This is a genomic window from Pseudomonas floridensis (assembly GCF_002087235.1).
Lineage (GTDB): Bacteria > Pseudomonadota > Gammaproteobacteria > Pseudomonadales > Pseudomonadaceae > Aquipseudomonas > Aquipseudomonas floridensis.
On the sequence record NZ_MUIO01000103.1, the window covers coordinates 23,176 to 30,516 of the forward strand.

The following is a 7,341-nucleotide window of genomic DNA, read 5'->3' on the forward strand; positions in this document are numbered from 1 at the left end:
TGTCCAGACTAAGGATTTGTCATGAACTGGTTTTACAACGCCAAGCTGTCCACCAAGCTCTTCATCTCGTTTGCACTCTGCGCGCTGATCACGTTGGTGGTAGGCATGATCGGCAGCCAAGGCATCGGCGATCTTTCGACCAGCCTCAAGCTCGCGTTCTCCAACAACCTGGTGTCGGTCGCCAAAACCAGTGAAACCAAGGCCAACGCCATTGCCCAGAACCGCGATCTGTATCGCTTGCTGTCTGCGGTGGCTGCCAATGCGCCTCAAAGTGCCAAGGATCAGGTGGTTGCCAGTATCCGCGAGAATCGCGCTCAGGCAGAAAAAGCCTACTCAACTTACCGCGCAACGCCGCTGGAAGATGACGAGCGTGCGGCCGGTGATCAGATGGACAAGGACTGGCCTGCGTATCAGGCGTTGATCGACCGGTCTGTCGCGATCGCCGCTACGGGCGATGTCGGTGCCGCGAGAGCGCTGGTCGATGGTGAGGTTCGTGAGGTCTATGTCAAAGTCATGGACGAGCTGAACATCATGGTCAACTCCAACGCCCGTCAGACTCAAGAGGGTGCGATAGCCGCGGGCGCAACCGAGTCTGCTGCCAAGCTCAATCTGTATATTGGCATTGGTGTAGCCTTTCTGGCCGCGTTCCTGCTTGGCATGTTCATCAGTCGTGTGATCAGCAAGCCGATCGCTTCGGCGCTGGTCAATGCGCAGCGCATCGCAGGCGGTGACCTGACCCAGCCGATTGTCAGCACCCATCGTGACGAAGCGGGGTTGATGCTGTCTGCGCTGGGCGACATGCAGAGCAGCCTGAAGAGCACCATCGGACAAATCTCCAGCGCGGCGGATCAGCTTGCATCGGCCGCCGAGGAGTTGAACGCGGTCACCGAAGAAAGCAGCCGTGGCCTGACGCGTCAGAACGACGAGATTCAACTGGCCGCCACCGCCGTCACGGAAATGACTGCAGCGGTTGAGGAAGTGGCGCGCAACGCCATGTCCACCTCCGACGCATCGAAGCTGACCAGCACCGAAGCGGCTACCGGTCGTGACCAGGCGCGCGAAGCAGTGAATGCCATCAATACCGTCAGCACCGAAATCAGCAGCTCCACGGCCATGGTCGAAGAACTGGCGGGACGCGTGCGCGAGATCGGTCAGGTGCTGGACGTAATCCGCGGCATTGCCGAGCAGACCAACCTGCTGGCCCTGAACGCCGCCATCGAAGCTGCCCGCGCTGGCGAGCAGGGTCGCGGCTTTGCGGTGGTGGCCGATGAAGTGCGAGCGCTGGCCGCTCGTACCCAGGCGTCCACTGGCGAGATCGAAGCGATGATCGGCAGCGTGCAGAGCAGCGCCGACCAGGCCGTTCGCGCGATGGGCAACAGCCGCACGCTGGCCAGCAACACTCAGTCGTTGGCGCAGGCCACCGGCCAGTCGCTGGAGCGCATCGCGCAGAGCATTGCGGAAATCAACGACCGCAACATGTTGATTGCCACGGCATCGGAAGAACAATCCCACGTTGCGCGTGAAGTGGACCGTAACCTGATCAACATTCAGGACCTTTCCACACAGACCGCCGCTGGCGCCAATCAGACCAGTGCATCGAGTCAGGAGTTGTCGCGTCTGGCGATCTCGTTCAACAACCTGGTTGGCCGGTTCAAGGTCTGACGCACTGCCACTAATAAATCGCAGGGCCCGCTTCGCAAGCGCGTGCCCTGCTTTTTGCCCGCCGAATCAGATGTGCAGACGCTTCTGAAAGAAGAATCGCTGGTGGCCAGGCGGATAGTCATCCAGCTGGGCAAACTCGGTAAAACCGTGTTTGCGATAAAAATCCGGTGCCTGAAAGTCGAAGGTGTCCAGCCATATACCCACACAGTTCCTCTCGTGCGCCAGGTCTTCGGCCATCTGCATCAGGCGTGAGCCCAAGCCTTGTCCTCGAGTCTGCTCAGGCACCACCAGCAATTCGATGAACAGCCAGCGATAGAACAGGCGTGCGTGCAAACCGCCGATCACCTCGCCGGTGTCCTCGTCACGTACCAGAAACGCAACCTTTTCCGATTGCCCGTCTCCGGCCTGCTCGGCGTTATAACGCCTGAGAGGGGCCAGAATCGCCAGCCGATCATCTTCATCCGGGTCTGTTTTGACTTCAATGTGCACACTCATGCGGTGGCTCCCAGCCATTGATTGCAAGTCGCGAGAGTAGAACGCCCCACAGATGGGGTAAAGCTTCGGCGCAGCGCAATGCCGACTGGGGAGCGTCAGGCTGAGCGGATGCAGTTGCGACCCGCGTGCTTGGCCGCGTACAGCGCAATGTCTGCGGCGTTGATCAACTGATCGGCAGTGGCCTGAGGTGCTATCGCAGCGGCGATGCCCAGGCTGATCGTGACCTGTGCGCCTTCGCCCTGGGCCGGATGGGGCAATTTGAGTGTGGCCACAGCGGCCTGCACGGTCTCGGCCAGTATCCTGGCCTGAGTGGCGTCGGTATTGACCATCAGAATCAGAATCTCTTCACCGCCATAACGAAACGCCACAGCGCCGTTGTCCTGGGTGTTTTTCTGAATGGCCTGACTCATCAGTTTCAGACAACTGTCGCCCTGAGGATGGCCGTAGCTGTCGTTGTAGGATTTGAAATGATCGATATCCAACAGGATGAACGCGACATTTACCGGGGTTTCCCGAGCGCGCTCCCAAATGGAGGTCACCAGTTCGTCCAGATATCGACGATTGAACAACCGCGTCAGCGCGTCAGTGCGCGCAACCTCCATCAGTTGGGTGTGCAATAGCCGCCCGCGCAGGGCGAACAGGTAACTCAGGCGCGCACCCCGTTCCAGAAAGCAGGAGGCCATCAACAACAGCGTGACCGTGGAGATGAACAGCAGGGCGTTGGCCTGCCAGGTAAGAAAGTCCGCAAAACCTGCCATGTGTGTCGTTACCAGCTGAATGGTCAGCATGCACAGCATTGCCACGGTTGCATAGCGAAATGGAAGTTGCTGGATCATGGTGCAATACACCATCACCAGCAGCATGCCGAGCTGATAATGCAGCTTGTAGGGGCTTTCGCTGTAAATCATCACCACCAGCGGCATCAGCGACGACATCACCGTGCCGACTGCCGCTGTGGTCTCCAGCGCCCAGCGGGACGTCAGGCGCTGGATCAGCAGCAGTAACGCCACGAACATAGGCGTGATCACGCACAACCGACCCAGTGCGACGTAGACAAACATGTCGTGCAACATCAGCCAGTCGCTGATCACATACAGGTTGTAGATCAGCCCGCCGCCGATGCCGACGATCGTGATGAATCGGCGTCGCTGTTGATGAGTGTCCGCTTCGTAGCGCCGTTCCAGATCAGGACTGAAGCCCAGCCTGCCGACTCCCGAGGCAATCGTTCGCTCGACCTCGACAAGTGTCTTCGAGTCTTCGAGGGTTGGACGATCTAGGGCGGGAGTGAGCATGTTGCACCGGAGGGGATGACATCGAATTCAGTAGGACAGCGTAGGCGATGTCTTAGTGCCATCATTTGATCAGGCTCCGCCCACTTTGAAGATAGCTACTTTTTGCGTAAGGCGATCAGCGAGCGATTGCAGTTCCTGGCTGGCCGACGCCACCTCAAGCGAGCCGTTGGCCGACTTGATCGTGGAGTCGTGAATGCGGTTGATGTTCCTGGCCACGTCCTCGGCCACGGCATTCTGCTGGACTGCCGCGCTGGCGATCTGGGCATTCATGTCGTTGATGGCGCCCACTTCCTGACTGATTTTTGCCAGCGCGCTCTGGGCATTGCGGGTTTGTGTGACTGTCCGGGAAACCAGTTCACAGCAGTTGCGCATGGTATGCGCGGCGGTTGCGGTGCCGCTTTGCAGGTTGCTGATCATTTCGCGGATTTCCTGAGTCGACTGCTGAGTGCGGTTGGCGAGTGAACGCACTTCATCCGCGACAACGGCAAAACCTCGTCCGTGTTCGCCTGCGCGAGCGGCCTCGATAGCGGCGTTCAGGGCCAGCAGATTGGTCTGGGCTGCGATGGCGTTGATCACCTCGATGACCGTCTCGATCTGTTCGCTGTCTTTGGACACCTGTTCGACGGTCGTCGTGGTCTGTCCCAGAGTGACGGCCAGTTCTTCGATGGCGTGTGTGGTGCCGGCGACCAGCAGATTGCCGCTCTCGACTTCGTTGTCAGCCTCACGCGTGGCACTGGCCGCTTTTGATGCGTAGCCCGCAACCTCGCTGACTGTGGCCGCCATTTGTGCGATGGCCGTCGCAACCTGCTCGGCCTCACGCGTCTGGAGACTGATGTGATCGTTGTTACGGGTGGAGGTCGCCGAAAGCTGGCTGGAAGAGTGATTCACTTCCTGAGCCGCCTTGCGTACTTGGGTGATGGTATCGGCCAACTGTTCAAGCGTGGTTTTCAGTACGCCCATGACGCTGTCGGGGTAACGCGTCGTCATCGTCTGACGCAAGTCTCCTGCTGCCAGACGCCGGATCGCTTCAGCGACTTCGACAGGCTCTGCGCCCAGGGTCGACTGGACGAAGCGGATGATGAGCAGCGCCAGAACGATGCCCAACACCAGTGCTGCACCGGTTGCCAGCAGCATCAGCCCGGAAAACCGGCTGGCCGTGGTTTGCACCGAGTTGAGTTGAGCCTTGATCGTGGCCTCTTCGTAATCGATCAGCGCGTTGATGCGTTTCAACCATTCGCTGTAATCGCCCGACGTGCGACTGAGCAGCAGGGCTTGAGCCGCTGCGATATTGCCGGCACGGCGCAGATCGATGACCGCCTGTGTCGAGGCCAACGTCCTGGTCTCGACTTCCTTGATGGCCCGTAGCAGCTCCCGTTCTTCAGGCGTGACCCCGGCAGAACTCATCAGCACATCCATGGGCAAGGCTGACTCGGTGTAGGCCTTTTCGAGGCTGGTCACTTCGGCCAGATGAATCTCAAGCTCCCGGTCATTATTGACCAGCACCGCGTCACGGATGGCGATGGCGCGGTTATGTACGCTGCCACGAAAGTTGATGGCGTAGCGCTGCACCTTGGCGGCGTTGTCGCTGACATCCTGAAGCGTGGCATCGATGACGCTGACCCGCTGCATGCCCACAGCGGTGATCAGGACGAGCAGCGACACGATCGCGGCAAAGCCGAGACCGATACGGGTGGCGAGGCGGACAGGTGTTTTCATGGGGCAGGCTCGGGGATTCCGGAAGAGGGCAGGCGATGATGTCATTGAGATATCGCCTGGCCCGAGACCATACGCCAGCGCTGGCAGGGGGACTAATTAATAAAATGTAAGGAAGTAGATAGGCAAGGGTTATTGCAAGGGCGGTATCGATAGATTGGTTGTTAGCGCTCGTGCCTGGACGATACATGGCGGGCAATGAAAGGCGATAGCCAGAAACAAGAAAGCCCGCACGAGGCGGGCTTCTTGTTGAACTTGGTGGCTACACAGGGACTTGAACCCCGGACCCCAGCATTATGAATGCTATGCTCTAACCAACTGAGCTATGTAGCCAAGTGGCGCGCATTATTCGCGCAGAACGGATATGTGTCAAGCGTTGATGTGAAAAATAATTGCGTGCGATCAACCGGTTAGGTCTCGCGTCTGAGACCCTGCCTCTTCAAGGTGCATCGGTCGGTGCTACTTGACCCGATAACGTGCCGTGCCCCTCGTCCCCCTCCGTTACCTCCAGTGACGCCTGCGAATCAATGTTTTCGGCGCTTTTTCAGGTTTATGCCTGGCCTGCCGATGCAGTGAACAATCAGATGTTCATTATTGCGATGCTAAATGATGGCTGGCGGCCGGGTCCGCAGATTAGCCGTAAGAAATGCGTGCGTTTGCAGGATCACTGTCTGGCGTTGTGATTCGCGGTCTGGAACTTGCTTGGGACTTCTCAAGGCGGCGTCCAGATCGCTTTTTCGTAAAAAACAGACCGGTGACCACGCTTTTCGACACGAACAGAAGCGACGCGTATCGCCATAAAATCAATAGCATGGCATTTTGCTTTCAGTGCTTTTTAAAAGAAGAACCGCGCCGGAATTTTTCCAGGCGGCGGGACTTCACGGGGGAGTCGCAGGACATGAACAGTCTTTTGTCGCCGGGTATGCGCCTGATGGGGCATTTCGGTTTTGCTCGCAAGTTTCAGGTCTTGTTTCTGCTGTTCATGTTGCCGCTGGTGGGCAGCGTGTGGGTGATTGCGAGCGACTATCGAAACAAGCTGGCGGTGATCTCGGGTGAGCAGTCGGGCGTACGGCAATTGCTGGCGCTTGACGATTTGAACGTCGAACTGGCCGCCCAGCGTGACCACGCGGCGCGCTGGAAAGCGGCCGACATCCTCAAGGAGCCAACCCCGGAAGCGAAAGCTGCGATGGCCAATGTCGATGCCGGCAATCCTCGCATCGCCAAGGCGCTGGAAAACCTCAATGCGGCCCTGGTCAAGGAAAGCGTGCCTGCCGATACGATGGACCGGTACAAGACGCTTCAGGCCTCGGTGTCAGGCATGGATACGGCGTCGTTGCGCACAGTGGGCTGGTGGCCGGACGGTTACGACCGCTTCACCGCAGCCTTGAACAACGTTCAGGCCTTGCGCGAACAGGTTGCGATGGACAGTGGCCTGATCCTCGACCCGTGGCTTGAAACCTACATGCTGATGCAGCTTTCCACTCAGCAGGTGCCCGATTTGATCGAACGAATCGGCCGCATGTCGAGCATTGGCCAGACCTCGGTCGCTTCAGGCCAGTTCAGCCTGCAAAGCCGGCTGCAAATGCGCGACCTGCGCAGCCGTATCGATGACGCCAGGGATCAGATGCACAAGGCAGGCGGCTTGCTGATGTCCAAGCTGCCGCCACAGATGCAGCCTTGGGCCGATAAATACGCAGCGGTCACGCAGATGCTCAATGCCGAGCTGAAAGTGCTCGACGAAGGTGTCTTCGGCGGCAGCATCAAGCTCAAGCCGCAGGAGTTCGAGCGCAGTATCGATACATTGACCAAAGGCGTAGCGGACTTCAGAACCCAGTCGCTGAACGCACTGTACGATCGGCTGGATTACTACCACGACTCCTCCAACATGGAGTTCATCCCGATGGCAGTGGTGTTCGGCGTACTGATGCTGCTGGCCATGTACCTGTTCGCCTGCTTGCAGGCCTCGATCCGCCACAGCGCCAGTGGTATCACCACGCTGGCCGAGTCGCTGCGTGACGGCAACCTGTGTGTCGAAGTGGCGGTTGAGGGGCGCGGTGAGCTTGCTGCAATCAGCCGTGCCCTGAACGGCGCCGTCGTGCAGGTGCGCACCAGCCTGCTGGGCGGCAATCAGGAAACCGTGCGCGGCGGCGGTGCGGTGCGGACGCCCAATGCCCAGTCC

The 7,341-nt window shown here is 58.9% G+C and carries 5 protein-coding genes, 1 tRNA gene and 1 pseudogene; 3 read left to right on the forward strand and 4 right to left on the reverse strand.

Annotated elements, in window-relative coordinates; genetic code table 11:
• Positions 1 to 21 precede the first annotated feature (21 nt).
• Both BZK31_RS30670 and BZK31_RS30675 read left to right on the forward strand, forming a co-directional pair.
• Positions 22 to 804: pseudogene (locus BZK31_RS30670) on the forward strand (MCP four helix bundle domain-containing protein); the annotation flags it as partial.
• On the forward strand, positions 799 to 1,662 hold the full coding sequence (locus tag BZK31_RS30675; RefSeq protein WP_415639534.1) for a methyl-accepting chemotaxis protein: 864 nt from the start codon (positions 799 to 801) through the stop codon (positions 1,660 to 1,662). The pseudogene BZK31_RS30670 and the gene BZK31_RS30675, both read left to right, overlap by 6 nt.
• Before the next feature lie 66 nt (positions 1,663 to 1,728).
• Here BZK31_RS30675 and BZK31_RS23350 read toward each other — a convergent pair whose 3' ends face one another.
• The 4 genes from BZK31_RS23350 to BZK31_RS23365 form a co-directional block, all read right to left on the reverse strand.
• Positions 1,729 to 2,157: a GNAT family N-acetyltransferase gene (locus tag BZK31_RS23350; protein ID WP_083185661.1), complete on the reverse strand. Its 429-nt coding sequence runs from the start codon at positions 2,155 to 2,157 to the stop codon at positions 1,729 to 1,731.
• 95 nt (positions 2,158 to 2,252) lie between these two features.
• Complete coding sequence (locus BZK31_RS23355; RefSeq protein ID WP_083185662.1) at positions 2,253 to 3,449, reverse strand: GGDEF domain-containing protein; 1,197 nt, start codon at positions 3,447 to 3,449, stop codon at positions 2,253 to 2,255.
• A gap of 69 nt (positions 3,450 to 3,518) precedes the next feature.
• Positions 3,519 to 5,165: a methyl-accepting chemotaxis protein gene (locus tag BZK31_RS23360; RefSeq protein WP_083185663.1), complete on the reverse strand. Its 1,647-nt coding sequence runs from the start codon at positions 5,163 to 5,165 to the stop codon at positions 3,519 to 3,521.
• Between the two features lie 253 nt (positions 5,166 to 5,418).
• Positions 5,419 to 5,495: transfer RNA gene (locus tag BZK31_RS23365), tRNA-Met, on the reverse strand.
• Positions 5,496 to 6,060: 565 nt separating this feature from the next.
• Here BZK31_RS23365 and BZK31_RS23370 point away from each other — a divergent pair.
• Positions 6,061 to 7,341 (forward strand): methyl-accepting chemotaxis protein (locus BZK31_RS23370; RefSeq protein ID WP_482822370.1); only part of this gene is annotated, 1,281 nt, incomplete at its 3' end.